General features: G+C 45.1%; 10 protein-coding genes. 3 read left to right on the forward strand and 7 right to left on the reverse strand.

Annotation, left to right across the window (positions count from 1 at the left end; translation table 11 throughout):
* Positions 1 to 78: 78 nt before the first annotated feature.
* The 6 genes from mraY to mraZ form a co-directional block, all read right to left on the reverse strand.
* The gene (gene mraY, locus DW182_RS09055; RefSeq protein ID WP_021968180.1) at positions 79 to 1,347 is read right to left on the reverse strand and encodes a phospho-N-acetylmuramoyl-pentapeptide-transferase; all 1,269 of its coding nucleotides are present in this window, start codon (positions 1,345 to 1,347) and stop codon (positions 79 to 81) included.
* A gap of 75 nt (positions 1,348 to 1,422) precedes the next feature.
* Entirely contained in the window at positions 1,423 to 2,871 is a 1,449-nt protein-coding gene (locus DW182_RS09060) for a UDP-N-acetylmuramoyl-L-alanyl-D-glutamate--2,6-diaminopimelate ligase (RefSeq protein ID WP_007660748.1), read from the reverse strand.
* Positions 2,872 to 2,904: 33 nt separating this feature from the next.
* Positions 2,905 to 5,007, reverse strand: a complete 2,103-nt coding sequence (locus tag DW182_RS09065; RefSeq protein WP_115502408.1) for a penicillin-binding protein — start codon at positions 5,005 to 5,007, stop codon at positions 2,905 to 2,907.
* A gap of 52 nt (positions 5,008 to 5,059) precedes the next feature.
* Positions 5,060 to 5,419, reverse strand: a complete 360-nt coding sequence (locus DW182_RS09070) for an FtsL-like putative cell division protein (protein ID WP_021968182.1) — start codon at positions 5,417 to 5,419, stop codon at positions 5,060 to 5,062.
* 19 nt (positions 5,420 to 5,438) lie between these two features.
* Positions 5,439 to 6,353 (reverse strand): 16S rRNA (cytosine(1402)-N(4))-methyltransferase RsmH, encoded by a 915-nt coding sequence (rsmH, locus tag DW182_RS09075; protein ID WP_118295301.1) that lies wholly within the window; start codon positions 6,351 to 6,353, stop codon positions 5,439 to 5,441.
* A 24-nt stretch (positions 6,354 to 6,377) separates the two neighbouring features.
* On the reverse strand, positions 6,378 to 6,854 hold the full coding sequence (gene mraZ, locus DW182_RS09080) for a division/cell wall cluster transcriptional repressor MraZ (RefSeq protein WP_118295382.1): 477 nt from the start codon (positions 6,852 to 6,854) through the stop codon (positions 6,378 to 6,380).
* Between the two features lie 514 nt (positions 6,855 to 7,368).
* On the opposite strand from mraZ, the gene DW182_RS09085 reads away from it, so the two are divergent.
* The 3 genes from DW182_RS09085 (at position 7,369) to DW182_RS09095 (ending at position 13,877) form a co-directional block, all read left to right on the forward strand.
* Positions 7,369 to 10,047, forward strand: coding sequence for a glycoside hydrolase family 2 TIM barrel-domain containing protein (locus DW182_RS09085; RefSeq protein WP_118295302.1), 2,679 nt, complete (start codon positions 7,369 to 7,371; stop codon positions 10,045 to 10,047).
* Between the two features lie 228 nt (positions 10,048 to 10,275).
* Positions 10,276 to 11,808 (forward strand): arylsulfatase, encoded by a 1,533-nt coding sequence (locus DW182_RS09090; protein ID WP_118295383.1) that lies wholly within the window; start codon positions 10,276 to 10,278, stop codon positions 11,806 to 11,808.
* Between the two features lie 110 nt (positions 11,809 to 11,918).
* The gene (locus DW182_RS09095; RefSeq protein WP_233564120.1) at positions 11,919 to 13,877 is read left to right on the forward strand and encodes a family 20 glycosylhydrolase; all 1,959 of its coding nucleotides are present in this window, start codon (positions 11,919 to 11,921) and stop codon (positions 13,875 to 13,877) included.
* A gap of 591 nt (positions 13,878 to 14,468) precedes the next feature.
* Here DW182_RS09095 and DW182_RS09100 read toward each other — a convergent pair.
* The gene (locus DW182_RS09100) at positions 14,469 to 18,365 is read right to left on the reverse strand and encodes a response regulator (protein WP_118295304.1); all 3,897 of its coding nucleotides are present in this window, start codon (positions 18,363 to 18,365) and stop codon (positions 14,469 to 14,471) included.
* Positions 18,366 to 18,498 lie beyond the last annotated feature (133 nt).

The raw sequence follows: 18,498 nt of genomic DNA on the forward strand, positions 1-18,498 counted from the left end.
GTAGTTGCTACAAGTTTGTTATTTATCAGCAACCAGTAGCGAGCACTTGTAGCTTGTAGCTCGCGGCTGGCAGCTCTATTATCTTATCTTTAATGTTATAATTGTTATCGCTGCCAATACAATCGTCACAATCCAGAAGCGGACTGTTATCTTTGATTCATGGAACAGCTTGGTCGGCGTTGTGAACTTCACTGTACACCCCGATTCTATCAGACTCATGGAAGTACGGAAATGGTCGTGAATGGGAGTTCGCTTGAACAACCTTTGCTTAACGCCCTTTCTCTTTCCGGCTTTGTAATAAAATCGTTGCAGGATGACGGACAAGTTTTCTACCAGGAACACTCCACAAAGAATAGGTATAAGTAACTCTTTGTGTATGATAATGGCAAACACGGCAATGATGCCACCAATCGTCAAACTGCCCGTATCGCCCATGAATACCTGTGCAGGATATGCATTGTACCACAGGAAACCGATCAATGCACCGATAAAGGCACAAATGAAAATTACCAGTTCCTCCGATCCGGGGATATACATGATGTTAAGGTAACTGGCATACGTAATGTGGCTCGATACATAGGCTAAGATACCTAATGCCAAGCCTATGATTGCTGAGTTTCCCGCTGCCATGCCGTCCATTCCGTCATTCAGATTGGCGCCATTGCTGACTGCTGTTACTACGAATATAGTAATGATTACGAATAAAACCCAACCGGCAGTTTGTGCATGCTCACCTAAGAAACCCACAAAGTCTGCGTAATCCAGGTTATTGCTCTTAAAGAACGGAATCGTAGTCTGCGTGGACTTAATGTCTTGCCCTGCATGGATGACCTCCATTTCCTGTCCTGGTTTCTTTACTTCAATATTCTCGCGGATAACTGCCTGTGGACTCAGGTAAAGTGTCAGGCCTACAATCAGTCCCAAACCTACCTGGCCGATAATTTTGAATTTCCCGTGCAAACCTTCTTTGTCTTTCTTAAAGATTTTGATGTAATCATCGGCAAAGCCCAGCGATCCTAACCATACTGTGGTAATCAGCATCAATATCATATAGACATTGCTCAGTTTACCCAGCAATAGGCATGGAATGAGAATGGCCACAATAATAATGACACCTCCCATACTTGGTACACCCACTTTGTTCACTCCGAACGGGTCGATGCTGGCATCACGTTGGGTCTCTGTAATTTGTTTCCGTTTCAGCAAGTCTATAAAACGGTCACCCCAGATACTTGAGATGAGCAATGCGAGAATGATTGCCATCAGAGCCCGGAATGATGTATAGCCAAACATGCCCGCACCGGGAATGTTATATTTGTCCAGCCATTGAAATAAGTAGTATAACATAAATCAACTATTTAGTGTGATAGTGTGGTAAAGTGATAATGTGTTAAAGTAATATCACTCTACCACTTTATCACTTTAAAACATTATCGCCTTTAACTCTTCTTTGTCATCAAAATGATGTTTAACTCCTTTGACTTCCTGATAGTTCTCATGGCCCTTTCCGGCTACAAGAATAACATCACCGGGCTGCGCCAGCATACATGCTGTTTTGATAGCTTCGCGCCGGTCGGCAATGCTGATGGTCTTCTGCATGTCGTCTTTATCCAATCCGGCAAGCATATCATTGATGATATCTTGCGGCTCTTCAAAGCGGGGGTTGTCCGAAGTGATGATAACACGATCGCTTGCTTTGGCCGCCTCTTTTGCCATGATGGGGCGTTTACCTTTGTCTCGGTTGCCGCCTGCACCTACTACAGTAATTATTTTCCCTTTTCCTTCGAGTACGCCGTGAATGGCATTCAGAACATTGATGAGAGCGTCCGGTGTGTGTGCATAGTCCACAATGGCAGTGATACCTTTGGGTGAACGTACAGCATCGAAGCGCCCGGCCACAGGTTGCAGGGTACTGAGTGCAACGAGTACGTCTTCTTCCTTCTTTCCAAGCAATACGGCTGCACCGAATACTGCCAGCAAGTTTGAAGCATTGAAACGACCAATGAAATGTACGGCCAGTTCATGGTTGTTGAAGTCGAGCAACATCCCTTCAAAATGAGATTCCAATATTTTACCCTTGAAGTCGCTGAGGCTACGCAAGGAATAAGTATATACTTTGGAACGTGTGTTCTGGGTCATGACGAGTCCGTTCTTGTCATCCAGATTAGTCAGACTGAAAGCACCTTTCGGCATATCATCGAAAAATTTCTTCTTGGCTTTGAGATAGTTTTCCACAGTCTTGTGGTAGTCCAGGTGGTCACGTGTCAGGTTGGTAAAGATTCCCCCTGCAAAGCGTAGACCACTGATGCGTTTCTGGGCAATGGAATGTGAACTTACTTCCATAAAGACATATTTGCACCCGGAGTCTGCCATCTGTCCCAGCAACTGATTTAGGGTGATGGGGTCGGGGGTGGTATGTTCAGTTGGGATTGCCTGATCATCTATATAGTTGCAGACTGTAGAGATCAGTCCTACCTTGTAACCGAAATAACGGAATGTATTATATAATAAGGTAGCGATGGTGGTTTTTCCGTTTGTTCCGGTTACGCCTACCAATTCCATTTTGGAGGTTGGGTCGTCGTAAAAAGTAGTGGCTATTTTACCAACAGCTTCTTCGCTGTCTTTCACCTGGATATAGGTGATGCCTTCTTTCTTTTCTTCAGGCACATCTTCGCAAAGCACTGCGACGGCACCTTTCTCAATGGCAGCGGGAATGTAAGCATGCCCGTCAGTCTGGGTACCGCGCATAGCCATGAACAGATGTCCGGCTTGCACCAGACGGGAGTCGATATTTACCCCCGTTATTTCCGTCTCCGTACTTCCGATAATTTGTATCGGTTGTATTGCTTTCAGTAATTCACTTAATATCATACCTTATTATATATAATGTATATTCTTAATAGTTTAACGAAGTGTCAAAACTATGGTTTGACCTTTCACAACGCGGTTACCACCCGGTATCGATTGATTCTTTACCTTTCCTATACCGCTTATTCTGACTTTCAGTCCTTTGCTTTCCAATAAGTAAACAGCATCTTTCGCTCCCATTCCTATGACGTTGGGAACTGTATTTGAGCTTGTTCCCTCCTTGGCCTGCAGAATAACTGCATTAGGGGACTCCTGCGTATGTCCCCATGCTTCTTTCCCTTTCTTGGGAGAGAACTGCTTTTGTACTGGAACATTCAGCCCATCCAACACCTGCAATGCTTCATTCATTTCTCCTGCTTTTACCGGAGGAATGACATTGCTTGTGCTATCTATTGCACTGCGGATATCAAACCGCAGATTTTTAGCATACACTCTTTCGGCAATCTTTCCGAATACACTACCGGCCATCAAACCACCTGAGGCAGGAAGTCCCGGTTTCTGGATAGAAACAATACAACTGTACTTCGGTGCTTCTGCCGGAAAGTAACCGCAGAAACTTACCAAATAATTCACCCGTCCTGACTTATAGCCTGCCAAACCCTGGGATACCTGTGCCGTACCCGTTTTCCCAGCTACGGAGAATTGTTTGCTTCCGGCCGGTTTCGCCAATCCTTGTGATACCACTTTTTCCAGAATATCGCGGATTTGTGTCAAGGTGCGGTCGGAGCAAATCTTCGGATTGATTACCTCCGTCGGATATTCTTTTATCACCTCACCATCTTTTACAGCGGCTCTTACAAACTTAGGACGCACCATCGTGCCATTATTGGCAATAGCATTATAGAAAGTAAGGATGTTGAGCGGCGGAACCTGAGTTTCGTAACCGATACTCATCCATGGTAAGGTCGTCTTGGCGAAATATCTTTCTTTCGGACCTTTTATATTCGGTTTTCCCTCACCTGAGATTTGTAGATTTAGTGGTTGGTCAATGCTCATTCGCTTCAGCCCGTCTACATACTTTTGAGGATTATCCTTGTAGTGCTTGTCGATTAGGTACGAAACACCGACATTGGAAGAAACTTCCAGGATACGGGTTACATTGATCTTCCCGTAGCCACCGCGATGCCAGTTATGATCCCTCATCTTACTACCGTACATCATCATTACACCGTTTCCGGTATCTACTTCCGTCTCCGGAGTAATTTTCCCGTCTTCAAGGGCTACCATGATAGAAGCCGTCTTGAATGTAGACCCCGGTTCCATCATATCGCTAATGGCATTATTACGCATTTCATAATAGTTGCCGTCACCAGCTTTCATCATGTTGACGATAGCTTTGACTTCACCTGTTTCCACTTCCATCAGTATGGCTACACCTACAGTAGCATTGATTTCTTTCAACTTATCCACCAATGCTTTCTCGCAGATATCCTGCATACCTACATCGAGAGTGGAGATAATGTCGCAGCCATCTACGGGAGCTATATCTACGATGTTCAGGTATTTATTCATCACTTTCTGGCGGTGCGTGATACCGTCACGTCCTTTCAGCAGAGTGTCAAAAGCCAGTTCGATACCATTCTTTGCCCCCTGTGCAGTATCTGCATAGAGGTCACCCAGTGTACGGGCTGCCAAGGAGCCAAACGGCTTTTTACGCTGATTATATACCTGTTCGTGGAAACCGCCTTTGTATTTGTTCAGATTGAAAACAGGCAGACGCTTGGCTTCTTTGTACTGGATGTATGAAATACGTCTCGGATAAATCAGATAGTTCCGGCTACCTTTTTTACGCCCTTTCTGTAAGTGTGACTTGAACTCAGCTGCACTCTTATCAGGAAATATCTTATGTAACCCTTCACATATTTCATTCATGTGGTTCACCAACATCGTGTCCTTGGTTTCTCCTCCTGCCTTGAAGTCCATGTATATACGATATTCGGGCAGGGAACTTGCCATCAGTTTGCCGTCGGATGAAAGAATGTTACCACGATTAGGCTTTACCGTCACGTTTTCTTTCACGAAACGGTCGGCTACATCCTGCCAATACTGTCGCTCCGCAAACATGATGACTGCGGCTTTAACGACAATAGCTATTCCCAGCAATCCCATTACGAGGACTACAAAGAAGTAGCGGGTCATGATATTTTTCTTATTTACTGCCAAATCTGTCTACAATTTAATGATTCTATAATTACTTAATCAAATACGGTGGATGAGTGGATGTCTGCAAGTCACTCTCTTTACTTGCAATATACTCTTCGATACGTGACTGCCGGCTCCGCTCCATTAATTCTGAACTACGGGTAAGAGCATCGTATTTGATGTCAATCAGCTCTTTTTTCAATTTATCAATCTCTATCATTTGCTGCTGGCAAGCATAACGATTGTGTATATAGAATATAATCAGCAGCATTATCATTACGAGCAACTTCGTCTGACGGCGAAAAAAATCCGTAGCCAGAATGTCGCCACCAATAATGTTTTTCAGAGATGTGCGATTTTTGGCTTTCTTCGCTTTCTCTGTTTTTTCGTTTACCTGTTTTTCTTCCATATCCTTCATTATCTTACCATCACTTTTTCTCTGCTATTCTCAGTTTTGCACTTCTCGATCTCGGGTTCCGTTCTATTTCCGCATCGTCCGGTACAATCACTTTATTGTTAACCAACCGGAATGGAGTCTGTACATTTCCGAAGAAATCCTTTTCCATTTTACCTTCCACATTTCCGGTTTTCATGATATTCTTTACCATCCGGTCTTCCAGTGAATGGTAGGTAATTACTACCAATCGTCCGCCCGGTTTCAAAGCCTCGGTTGCTGCATATAGCATCTCTTTCAGAGCTTCCATTTCCTGGTTCACTTCGATGCGCAGTGCCTGAAAAACTTTAGCCAGTTCTTTTTTCTCCCGTTCCCGACCGAAAAGCGGTTTAATGACTTCCAGAAATTCACCGATGGTTGCAATCTTCTGTCCGGCACGTGCTTTCACAATTACAGATGCCAGTTTGCGACTGTTCTTTAATTCACCGTATAGGTAAAAGATGTCAGCCAACCGTTCCTCATCATAGTTGTTTATGATATCTGCTGCAGTATCCCCCGCACGCTTGTTCATGCGCATATCCAGTGCACCGTCAAAGCGGAACGAAAATCCCCTTTCGCTATCATCGAAGTGATGGGAGGATACACCCAGATCAGCCAGTATTGAATCTACTTCCTCGATGTTGTGATAACGTAGAAAATTGTGCAGATATCGGAAGTTGCTGCGTACAAAAGTGAAGTGCGGATTATCCACAATGTTCCGTTCCGCATCCTCGTCTTGGTCGAATCCCAGTAACCGTCCGCCGTCTCCCAGCCGTGACAGTATTTCCCGTGAATGCCCTCCACCTCCGAAGGTAACGTCTACATACGTTCCATCCGGCCGGATATTCATTCCGTCCACACTCGGCATCAACAACACCGGTACATGATATGTCAACTCTTCATTTCCCATTCATCACTAATCACTAATCGTTAATCACTCATCCTCGTCTTCCTCCCAATCGTTTTCGTCTCCCAGAATATCCTGCAAAGCTTCGCTAAACTCTTCCGGGTTCATGAACGGTTGTTCAGTTTTCTCTTTTGCCCAGATTTCTATCGTATTGTCCACACCGATGAAACGTACATCGCTCTGTATGCCGGCCATTTGCAGGTAACGTTTGGGCAGCAAAATGCGTCCATTCCCATCGGGAACCATGATTTCCGCATCGCTCACAAATTGCCGGAAGATTTCTTGGTGTTTTGCGTTCCACTTGTTCAGGCGCTTCCTTAGTTGGTTTTGCGTCTTGAACCAAACGCTTTCTGGATAGAGTACCAGGCAGTCCTGGAACACGTCTTTGCGCAGCACGAGCTTCTCTTCGGAAGCAGATTGCAGTTGCCTCCGAAAACCGGCAGGGATAAATACACGTCCCTTAGCGTCGGTTTTCGCTTCTATATTGCCCAAAAAACGTATCATTGTTACCTTATTATAATAAGCGACGGTAAAAGTACACATTTCCCCACAATTCCCCACAAGTTTTAACTAAAAACTTTTTGAGAAGTTTTCAACACCCTGTTTATTGTTTATTTCGTTGATAATGAACATAGTGCTGAAAGGGCTTTTGGGTGGGGAATTGAGGTGGTTTTATAGTCTTAGTTTTGTATCCGGACCATACCTGGGGCATACTTGCTCCGTACCAATCCCGTACTTTCTCCGTGTAGAAGTACCTTTGACTGAATTTGCTACGGAGCAAGTATGGTTCGGATTCGGTTTTGGTATGGAATTGGTTGATCCCCATGGTTAGCTCTGCTTTGTAGGATGAAGAGCATATACCGTCAATAAATTCCGGTTATGAATGGCTGATTAGATAAAATTGGATTAAAAATAGCGATTATTGTAATTGTATTTTGGGGTTTTGCCCTACTTTTGTATCGGATGCTATAGACATTGTCATTGCTCCAATCTATATACTTAAAATAATACTATCCTTATGAAGAGAATCATTCATTTCATCCTGATCGCTTTATTCTTAATTCCCTGCTGTGCTGTGCGGGCATCTCATCAACCCGAGTTTTCTACTGCCGGTTTCTTCCAACTGCCCAATTCCGGGCGCGAAGTGTTTTCCATGAATCCTGCCTGGCGCTTTTATAAAGGAGCCGTTGCGGGTGCTGAAGCTGCGAACTTTAATGATGCGGAATGGACGGTAGTCTCCCTGCCCAATGGCATTGAATATTTGCCGACAGAAGCCAGTGGTTGCATCAATTATCAGGGGGAAGTCTGGTATCGCAAGCACTTCAGCCCTGCGGATGCTTTGAAAGGGAAGAAACTGTTCCTGCACTTCGAAGCCATCATGGGAAAGAGTAAGGTATTCGTCAACGGGAAGTTACTGACCGAACATTTTGGCGGTTATCTGCCTGTAGTGGTCGATGTATCTGATGCACTGAACTGGGGAGAGGATAATGTGATAGCCGTGTGGACGGATAACAGCGATGATAAAACCTATCCCCCCGGAAAGGCGCAGGATGTGCTTGACTTTACTTATTTCGGCGGCATTTATCGTGATTGCTGGCTGATAGCACATAATCCGGTCTTTATCACCGACCCGAACTTTGAGAACGAAGTAGCAGGCGGTGGCTTGTTTGTGGCTTATGATAAGGTGTCGGATGCCTCGGCCGAAGTGTTGTTGACAGCGCATGTGCGCAATGATAGTCGCAAGGCTTTTACGGGCGTCGTGGAATATGAATTGCAGCAACCGGACGGCACGCAGGTCGCTTTCTTGAATGATAAAGTGCAGGTACGTCCGGGGAAAGCGATTACCTCGAAAGATAAAATCACGGTGAAGAACCCGATGCTGTGGAGTCCGGAAACTCCCACCTTATATAATCTGATCGTACGCATCCGCGACCGCGAAGGCAATGTGGTGGACGGTTATCGCCGCCGTATCGGTATCCGTAGTGTAGAGTTTAAGGGCAAGGACGGTTTCTGGCTGAATGGCAAACCTTATGAAAGCCCGTTGATTGGTGCTAACCGTCATCAGGACTTTGCGGTGGTAGGTAATGCTGTGGCTAACAGTATTCATTGGCGTGATGCAAAGAAACTGCGTGATGCCGGAATGAAAGTAATCCGCAACGCCCATTGTCCGCAAGATCCGGCATTCATGGATGCATGCGACGAGCTTGGGCTGTTTGTCATTGTCAATACCCCCGGCTGGCAGTTCTGGAATGATGCTCCCGAATTTGCGCAACGTGTATACAGTGATATCCGCAACCTTGTGCGACGCGACCGCAACCATGCTTGTGTGTGGATGTGGGAACCTATCCTCAATGAAACCTGGTATCCGGAAGACTTTGCCAAGAACACCCGTGACATTGTAGACCAGGAGTATCCTTATCCCTACTGCTATTCCGGTTGTGATAGCGGTGCACGCGGCAAAGAACATTTTCCGATACTTTTCACCCATCCTTCCTACGATGGCAAGTCGTGGGGCGACAAGAATGCCAATCCTAAAATAACCTACTTTACCCGTGAATGGGGTGATAATGTGGATGACTGGAGTTCGCATAACTCTCCCAGCCGTGTAGCCCGCAACTGGGGAGAACAGCCTATGCTTATCCAAGCGCAACATTATGCCAACCCCACTTATACATATACCTGTTACGATGCCCTTTACCGCACTCCCCGCCAACATGTGGGCGGCTGCCTGTGGCATTCGTTCGACCATCAGCGTGGTTATCATCCCGACCCGTTCTATGGCGGACTGATGGATGTATTCCGCCAGCCCAAGTATTCGTACTATATGTTCAAGGCGCAGCGTTCGCCCCGGAAAGAAGAGCGGCTTTTTGAAACCGGTCCGGTGGTTTATATCGCTCATGAAATGACACCGTTTTCCGGCAAGGATGTGACTGTTTATTCCAATTGCGATGAAGTGCGCCTCACCTTTTTGAAAGATGGAAAGACTTATACTTATAATAAACCGGTAGTTAAAGAAGGTATGCCTTCGCCTGTTATAACCTTCTCCGATGTTTACGATTTCATGGTTGATAAAGCGATGTCACGGAAGAAAAAACAGGATGAAGTATTGTTGCGGGCAGAAGGTTTGATAGATGGCAAGGTGGTTGCTACGCACGAAGTTCACCCTGCCCGTCGTCCGGAGAAAGTATTGCTCTGGGTTGACAATGAGAATGTAAATCTGAAAGCTGATGGCTCCGACTTTGTTACTGTAGTAGCTGCTATAGCCGATAAGAGTGGGAATATCAAACGCCTGAATAACTACTATGTGAAGTTTCATGTGGAAGGTGAAGGACGTATTCTGGGTGATGCCGGAATACTGGCAAATCCTGCTCCGGTGAAGTGGGGGACAGCTCCGGTGCTGATACAGTCCACCTTGAAGCCGGGTAAGATAAAGGTAACGGCAAGTGTGCTCTTTGAAGGCTCGCAGATGCCTGTAAGTGCTGTTTTGGAGTTGGAAAGCTATCCTGCTGCTCATCCGTTGGTTTATTCGGAGAAAGATGCGGCGCTGATTGCCGGTTCATCTTCTTTACAGTCTGCCGGAACGTCCGCAAAATCGGTTGTGGAGTTGGAGCAGGAGAGGATTCTGAAAGAGCAGAATGCTCAAAGACTGAAAGAAGTGGAGCAGCAACAGGAAGACTTCGGGGAGAAGAATAAGTGACAGGGAAATTGAAATAAATAATAAGTACTGATTTGAGATAATTTTGATATATGAGAATGATTTCTGTTAGTGCCTGTCATCCTGAGCTTGTCGAAGGATCTACTCTCTTAGCATAAATCTGAGCTATATAAGCAGGAGAAGAGATCCTTCGACAAGCTCAGAATGACAGCTACTACAGTTATGATATATCAAAGCAATTTAGAATCAGCACATAATAAATTACTTAGTATGAAACAGATAGGTATAACTTTAGGAACAGGCCTGTTGGCTACTGTTGCTTTGTGCGCCAATGCGGCAAACAAGAATTCCAAACCTAACATTATCTTTATCCTCTGCGATGACATGGGATACGGGGATTTAGGGTGTTACGGACAGAAATACATTGAAACGCCTAACATAGACCGTATGGCAGCCGAAGGCATGCTGTTTACCCAGGCCTATGCCGGTAGTCCGGTGAGCGCCCCTTCCCGTGCTTCGCTGATGACGGGGCAACACACGGGACACACCCATGTGCGTGGAAATAAGGAATACTGGCAGGGAGTACCCACCGTAAAATATGGAATTAATGACGAATTCACCGTTGCCGGTCAGGAACCATACGATGAAAATCATATCATTCTCCCTGAAATCATGAAGAAGAACGGTTATACTACGGGAGTCTTCGGCAAGTGGGCAGGTGGTTATGAAGGTTCTTGTTCCACGCCGGATAAACGGGGTATTGATGAATTCTATGGTTATATATGCCAGTTCCAGGCTCATTTGTATTATCCCAATTTTCTGAACAGATACAGTAAACAGGAAGGAGACACAGGAGTTGTACGCATCTTGATGGAAGATAATATCAACTATCCGATGTTTGGCGATGATTACAAGAAACGTACACAATATTCGGCTGACCTGATTCACGGTAAGGCGCTGGAATGGTTGGACCAACAGGACGGAGAGCAGCCTTTCTATGGCTTTTTCACCTACACCTTGCCGCATGCGGAACTTGCGCAGCCGAATGATTCTATTCTGAAAAGCTACAAGAAGAAGTTCTTTAGAGATAAAACCTGGGGCGGGTACGAGAAAGGACGTTATAATGTTTCGGAGCATACCCATGCCCAGTTTGCCGGTATGATTACCCGTCTGGACTATTACGTGGGCGAAGTCTTGAAGAAACTGAAAGAAAAAGGGCTGGACAAGAACACCATCGTCATCTTCAGCAGTGACAACGGTCCTCACGAAGAAGGAGGAGCAGACCCGGAGTTCTTCGGTCGGGATGGGAAACTGCGCGGCCTGAAACGGCAGTGCCATGAAGGCGGCATTCGGATACCTTTCATTGTGCGCTGGCCGGAACGCATCTCCGCCGGTTCGGTAAACGACCATCAACTGGCATTTTACGACATCATGCCCACATTCTGTGAACTGATAGGTGACAAAGGATTCCCGAAAAAGTATATCAATAAGAAATTAGAAAATGACTGTTTCGATGGCATTTCCTTTGCCCCTACCTTATTAGGCAATGCCGACAAACAGCAGAAACATGATTTCCTCTATTGGGAATTCCATGAAACCGATCAGTTCGGTGTTCGTATGGACGACTGGAAACTGGTAGTCAAGAAAGGAAAGCCTTATCTGTACGACCTCTCAAGGGATATCCACGAAGATACTGATATAGTGGCGCAACATCCGGATATTGTGAAACAGATGCTTGAAGTTATCCGCCAGGAACATAGAGAAAATAATATGTTTCCGGTGACATTGCCGGAGTTGGAATAGTTTATTAGCTATAAGGAAATGTATATTTATAATGTAATCTTAATCACTATATTATGAAAGGCTTATATTTCTTATATTTTTATTTATGCTGTCTTTTGTTTGCGTGTCATATGCAGGCGAGCGAATATTATTTGCTGCCTCGACCGCAGAAGTTTACAGAAGAACGTGGCCATTTTGTACTGGATAAGACACGCCTTGATACTCCTGTTTTGCAGGATGAATGGGAATGTTTTATTTCTGAACTGGGCGGTCGGATAGATGGAAGATCTGCGGCAGTGATTGAAGTGAAATTAGTGGAGTCGCTGGATGAAGCGCCTTTAAATAGAGATGAAGCATATAAACTTAAAGTAATGGCTAAGAAGATTTCTATAGAAGCAATGAGCGAAAGGGGAGTCTATTGGGCTATGCAAACTTTAAGGCAATTAGCCGACTCGTCAGGTAAAAAGACTACTTTTCAGGGATGTACGATAACCGATTGGCCGGCTTTTCGCATCCGGGGTTTTATGCACGATGTGGGACGTACGTATATTTCTATGGGCGAATTGAAACGTGAAATCACGATGCTTTCCAGATTCAAGATAAATGTGTTCCATTGGCATTTGACGGAGAATCAGTCCTGGCGGTTGGAAAGTAAAATATTTCCGATGCTGAACGACAGTGCTAATACTACCCGCATGCCGGGAAAATATTATACGCAAGCTGAAGCGAAAGAACTGGTAGCTTTCTGTAAGGCTCATGGAATGTTACTGATTCCGGAGATAGATATGCCGGGACACAGTGCAGCTTTTATGCGTACATTTCGCCACGATATGCAGAGTCCGGAAGGGATGAAAATATTAAAACTCTTAGTTGAGGAAGTTTGTGAAACTTTTGATGTACCTTATCTGCATATCGGCACGGATGAAGTGAAGATTACCAATCCGCAGTTTGTGCCCGAAATGGTGGCATTTATCCGTGCTTTGGGGAAGAAAGCTATTTCTTGGAATCCTGGTTGGCATTATCAAACGGGTGAAATTGATATGACACATCTGTGGAGTTCGCGCGGAAAAGCGCAGAAAGGTATTCCTGCTATTGATTCGCGTCTGCACTATCTGAATCATTTTGATACCTTTGGAGATATCATAGGGCTATATAACAGCCATATCTGCGATGTAGAACAGGGCAACGATGACATTGCCGGAGCTATCCTTGCTGTATGGAACGACCGCTGCGTCAACAAAGAGGAAAACATTATCCGTGAGAATGGTTTTTACCCCAATATGCTGGCCATTGCAGAACGCGCCTGGCTAGGTGGAGGGACTGAATATTTCGACAAGAACGGTACCATTCTTCCACCGGATAAGAATGATTCAACATACCATTCTTTCGTTGATTTTGAGAGGCGGATGTTATGGTATAAAGAACATCTTTTCCGGGGATATCCGTTTGCTTATGTCAAACAAACCAATGTCTGGTGGAAGATTACCGATGCATTTCCTAATGAGGGAGATTTGACAAGGGTATTTCCTCCTGAACGAAAATTGCAGGATAGCTATCAGTATAATGGAAAGAAGTATGATACCCATCTTGCCGTAGGTGCCGGAATTTACTTACGCCATGTGTGGGGAACGTTTGTCCCAACTTTTTATAAAGATCCGAAGGAAAATCATACGGCTTATGCCTATACTTATGTCTATTCTCCCCAAGAACAGACTGTTGGATTATGGGCTGAGTTTCAAAATTATGGTCGTTCGGAGGCTGATCTCCCGCCTTTGCCCGGCAAATGGGATTATAAAGAGAGTCGCATCTGGCTGAATGAAGAAGAAGTGTTACCGCCGGTATGGACGGCCACTCATCGTATAAAAAATCCTGAGACTCCTCTCGGGAATGAAAACTGCGTGTCCCGTCCCTCCTTATCGGTTCAACTGCATAAAGGCTGGAATAAGGTATTACTGAAACTTCCTGTAGGCAAATTTACTTTGCCGGAGGTGCGATTAGTAAAATGGATGTTTACTGTAGTGTTTGTTACTCTTGATGGAGAAAAGGCAGTGGACGGATTGATTTATTCGCCTGACAAGAAATTAGAGTGAACTGCTTATACTTATCATCTCTTTCTTATCCATGCTTGTCTTGTTACACAGACTTTATCTCCACTTTTACCTACACGCTTACACCCGCGCTCTGTATCTCCCTGTTCATCGGCGATAGAGCATGGTGGAAGCAAATATTAAGAGTGGTGTAGGCAAATTTGCCTACACCACTCTTAATTGAATGTATATTTCTGATTATCTTTTTGTTATCATTTATATTTGTATAAAACCTTTCATTCTCTATCTTCTCATTTCCTGCTTATTTTGATGTAAAAGATACCAGATTACCTGCTTTTTATCCAGATAGTACTCCGTTTCTTACCTACTTTTATCCATTCTATATAGGGATCGTAGATGTCAATCTCCTTTGTTCTTTGTTAAAATCGTGCATGTCTATTGTGTTGATATGCAGTGTTTTGGTAGTACGTACATTCGTGGGGCTTGTGCTTCATGGCTGTGGAGCACGAGCCTCATCTCCGTGAAGCAGCTGAGCGACATTCGTGGCCGTTGCAAAAAGAAGCACTCTGAACTAAGAAACTACCTATGCGAACGCAATGAAGCTGCTGAGTTTACAGCAAATAACAGCCTTTTTTACGAATGTTCCTCCTTATATTGCGTCGGTGAACATCCCATATACTGTTTGAACACTGTACTGAAATAACGTGATGTAGAGAACCCTGTCTGATCCGCTATCTCATTTATGCTGAGGGAACTGTGTGTAAGCAACCATACAGCTTTTTCCATCCTGATTTTAGTAATATAATCATTTGCCCCCATTCCGGTCAGTGCTTTTAACTTATTGTAGAGGGATGCGCGGCTGATGCCCAGTTCTGTACAAAGTAGCGGTACTCCCATTTGCGGATTTTCCAGATTATCTGAAATGGTTTTATTCATTCGTTTGAGAAATATTTCGTCTGCTGAACTGAATGTACTTTCCTGTGGCTGAGGCAATGGCCCCGCTTCCGCATAGCGAGTCCGCATCCGTTCACGGTTTTTCAGTTGGCTTTGGATGATGGTGTGAAGTATGCTGACCTCAAAAGGCTTCGTCAGATAAGCATCGGCTCCGTTCTTGTAGCCGAAAATCTGGCTTTCCTCATCATTGCGGGCGGTCAGCAGAATAATAGGGATATGGCTGATTTCCAGGTCTTCCTTGATGTGCTTGCACAACTCATACCCATTCATGCGGGGCATTTGTATGTCGCTGACAACTATATCCGGATATGATTCCCGACAAATGCGCAGCGCTTCTTCGCCATCATAAGCCACCCATATCTTCTTGAATTTGCCTTTCAGTGCTTCGGACAAATAGTCGGTCAAATCCTTATTGTCATCTACTATGAGTAGTGTGTTGTTCGTGGTTTCTTCTTTTACGGCTGTTTCTTCCGGAACACTTTCCACTTCCTGGGTAGGAGCTAATAACTCATTCAGATAAGGTTGGGGTTGTAGGGTTACCTTTCCGGGCTGCACGTTGCGGGGCAACTCAAACCAGAAGGTTGCTCCGGGAGTGGTTTCGTGGTCATACGCACCGATGCTTCCGCCATGCTGTTCGGCCAGAATCTTGGAATAAGAAAGACCGATACCTGTGCCCGGACGGCTGTTGTTGCCTTGATAGAATCGGATAAAGAGATTGTTTATATCTATGTCCTTTAAACCGGGACCTTCGTCGGCTACAGAAATGCGCACGCTGCTCTGGTCTTCGGACAAGCTTACGAATACACTGATTTGCCCGTTTTCGGAACTGTATTTCAGTGCATTGATAAGCAGGTTCGTCAGGATGGTGGTGCATTTCTCCTTGTCAAAACAGAGGGTGTCCACTTCCTTGTCCGGATTGTAAACGATGGAAATTCCTTTCATTGTTGCCTCCGGCCGGAAGTCATCAATAAGTTGTTCCACCCACGGGTTCAGCTCTACGTTCTCCACATGCAGGGTGCTTTGTCCCACTTCCATTTTCCGCACATTCAGCACCATGTTCAGAAGCTCTTTCATGCGTCCGGACTGCTTGCTGATGCTTTGTATAATAGGGTATTTTTCATCCTCCGGTGATAAGGTTGCCAACAGTTGTTTTAGCGGAGCATGTATCAGAGTTAATGGAGTGCGCAATTCATGGTTGATGTTGATAAGGAAGCGTACTTTTTCTTCATACACCTGTTGCTCGTGCTCTTTCATGGTCCATTTCAGCTTGTTTTCTTTGCGGCGCAGCAAGGAGAAGAATACGAGTACAATGCCGGAGAATGCCACTATGATGCAACTAATTGTGAACCAGCCGGATTTATACCAGGGCGGAAGCACTATTAATTCCAGTATTTGGTAATCTTCCGTCCATCCGCCACTACGGGTGCTGCATGCAGCCATCACTTGATAAGTTCTTGCAGGCAAACCGCTGAGTGTCAGTTCCGGTTGATAAGAGTAGATGACTTGCCCCTCCATTCCCCGCAGGGTGTAGCGATACATGGGTTTGCGGAAGATATCTTTGTCGTGGGCGATGATCTTTATGGATATGGGTTTGCTTTGTTCCGGTACTTTCAGGCTTTGTCCGGTGTTAATCAGGGTGTTCATGCGTTCTCCGCCCACCGATACATCAGCCAGTTCCAGCACGGGTGGAGTTGTTGGCTCGTCGGGGAGTTGCTTGTTGACACAGAGCAGGCCGTTGACACCGCCCATGTAGATATCGCCTTGGGCAGATAACAACCGTGGCTTTTCCAGATACTCATTCAGAATCACTCCGTCAGATTCTCCGTAGAGGATGAACTCTCCTTCGTGAATGAGGTGGGCAAACAGTTTTCCGTCAGCCCCCAGCCATACGCGCCCCTGTTTATCACAAATCAGTGAATTGATTTCATTAATCAGGCTGTTGGGAATGTTGGTGTGTTCTCGCTTCTCGATGGAGTAACGGCTGAGGCCGTAATTGCTTCCTATCCAGAAAACCCCGCTTTCATCGATGGCTATGGAGTTGAATATGGTGTCTCCCTGACAACTGAAGAGAGTTTCCAATACATTTTTCCGGGAGTCTATGCGGTAGATGTGTTTAAAATCGTGCAGGTAGGAGACAGGGCCTTCGCTCTCTATCGGCAACATGGTACCAATAATCTCTTTAGTGTATTTGTCCAGTGAAATAGGGGTGAATTCTTTCTTACCTATGTGGTAACTATAAGGCGATTCGGCAAGTAATAATATGGTTTCGGGTGTGTTTTGGAATACATTTACGGCTTTTCCACGCTTGCACATCAGTTCGTTGATGCTGTCGTTTACGATAATGAGTGGCTGGTAATTTCCGGTTTTCCTGTCGAAGAAGAACAATCCTTTGCTAAACAGGGATACTAATAACCGTTGTTTGTCCACTCCTGCGATAGAAGAGACCTTGTCTCCCCATGTGGACATGATGTGATGGAATTTTTTGCTGTCGGGATGAAAACGGTTGATTCCACCGCCGTCTGTCCCAATCCAGATTTCGTCATCTTTGTCCTGATAGATGCATAAGATTGATTTCTCACTTAATCCGTATTCCGTTCCGGGCAGGGCATCCGAGTAAATCTTCATTCCTACTTCCTTAATGCTGATTAGTCCTCCGCGTACACTGCCTGCCCACATACTGTTGTTGGTGTCGGAATACAGGTAAAGGATGGAATTGACCGGCAGAGAGTAAGGATCGCCCGGAGTATGTGACAAAACAGACATCTCGTCGTTTTCCGGATTTAATATATAAATGCCGGCACCGTCCGTTCCAATCCAGATGTGTCCGTCATTTTCGGCCAGTGAGAGTACAACATTGGTTTGCAGAGGGGAATTTCCGCTGTGGTAGGAGTGCAGGAGTTTGCCATTCCGGTCGTAACACTTCACCCCCTGATAATAAGGGGCTATCCATATGTTCCCGTTCTTGTCGATGAGGGTGGAAATCAGTTCGTTGCTCTCAAAGGGAACAGGGCGTGTCTGTCCGGTGGAAACGTCAATGAGCAGTGCATGATTCCAGCGGTTACTGCACAATAGGGTGTGGTCGTCCCACTTTTGTAAGTTGGTAATATTGTATTTATTATTAGGTGTCAGAGGATATAAGAATTTGATTTTCCGGTTGGCATAGTCATATTTATAGAGTCTTCCATTACCACCGAACAACACGCCGTCGGTCCACGGGCAGATGGAAGTTACGGTCACCGGGTTGTTGTCTTCGTCGCGTGCCTGTAGGAATTTGTCTTCCTGATAATCGTAGTAGAATAAACCTTTGGGAGTAATGGTCCAGATGGTATGTTCTTTATCTTCAATAATGTGGGTGATGTTTCCCAATAGATATTTCCTTAGTTCGTAGCCGTCGAAACGTCCGATGCCCAGCCTCGTTCCCATCCATACGTATCCTTTCTCCTGACTTACAACCAGGCAGCGGACTGAAGAGGACAAGCCATTTTGCGTACTTATCTGCTGGAAAGCGTATTGTTTATTGCCGACTGCTTTCTCCGGAAAGAGTAACAATAGGAACAATATCAGTGTGGTTAACATGGTTTTTCTCATGGTGTTGCGCAAAGATTGGAACAAAAATAAACTTTTGTATCGAACCATACAAAACAAAAGGCAGGAATCTGATGGGAAGAAACTCCAATTTTATCTACTTTTAGATCCAAATTTGACTATA

The organism is Bacteroides sp. AM16-24 (genome assembly GCF_003471885.1).
Taxonomy (GTDB): domain Bacteria; phylum Bacteroidota; class Bacteroidia; order Bacteroidales; family Bacteroidaceae; genus Bacteroides.